Annotated in this window: 1 pseudogene; it reads left to right on the top strand. The window is 41.4% G+C overall.

Going from position 1 to position 425, the window contains the following annotated elements:
- Positions 1-174: 174 nt before the first annotated feature.
- Positions 175-306: pseudogene (locus tag JHD74_RS27160) on the top strand (IS1 family transposase); the annotation flags it as partial.
- Between the last annotated feature and the right edge of the window lie 119 nt (positions 307-425).

Here is a 425-nt window from a genome sequence, read left to right as displayed (position 1 = left end):
ATAAGCCAGCAGAAATATTCACCATATTGAATTTTACGGTAATGACTCCAATTGGTTTAATTTGATGCTCTAAGGTCTGCTTATGGCCAATGTTAATGTTGATTGCCCCCGTAGTGAACCTGCCCTTGTTTCCAGTCATGGCTATAATACTAAAGGCCAGTTTTCACTTAAAGTATTGAACGTAACAACCTGACGTTAAAAGTTGGCATTAAGTGTTTGGTTAGTAAAATTATTTGCTTCTCGCGCTTAATCGAATTGCGTGGAAATGTCATCGAATCATTCATCGAAAAGTATATTTTAAACTAACTGGTCATATTGGCAACTTCACTATAAAAATTAATGAGCTGTCACTGTCTCTTATACACATCTGACGCTGCCGACGATGCCAACTGGGGGTAGAGGTGGGGGGGGGGGGGGGGGGGGGG

Origin of the sequence: Serratia sp. ASV30 (genome assembly GCF_016428815.1) — a bacterium.
Lineage (GTDB): Bacteria > Pseudomonadota > Gammaproteobacteria > Enterobacterales > Enterobacteriaceae > Chania > Chania fonticola_C.
Note: the sequence above shows the minus strand (reverse complement) of the source record. Positions and strands in the feature narration are given on the sequence as shown.